The 238-nt window shown below is 63.4% G+C and carries 1 pseudogene; it reads right to left on the bottom strand.

From position 1 onward, the window contains the following. A pseudogene (locus PZA18_RS24895) lies at positions 1-238 on the bottom strand (hypothetical protein); the annotation flags it as partial.

Below are 238 nucleotides of genomic sequence, written 5' to 3'. Positions count from 1 at the left end.
AGTGGCCGAGCACGCGCACGCTGCGGCTGGTATCGCCGACCACGCCGATGACGAGGTCTTTGCCGTCCTGTTTGAAGGTGAGCTGGCTGCGGTCGAGGTCGTTGAAGAAGATCCAGTCCTGACCACCGCCGCTGTTGTCGATCGTGTCCTGACCGAATGCACCGCTGAAGACGTATTTGTCGTTGCCGGCACCACCGACCAGGCTGTCGTCACCGGCGCCACCGCTGAGCTGGTCGTC

Origin of the sequence: Parachitinimonas caeni (assembly GCF_030129945.1) — a bacterium.
Classification (GTDB): Bacteria; Pseudomonadota; Gammaproteobacteria; order Burkholderiales; family Chitinimonadaceae; genus Parachitinimonas; species Parachitinimonas caeni.
This window is presented reverse-complemented; position numbering and strand designations above follow the sequence as displayed.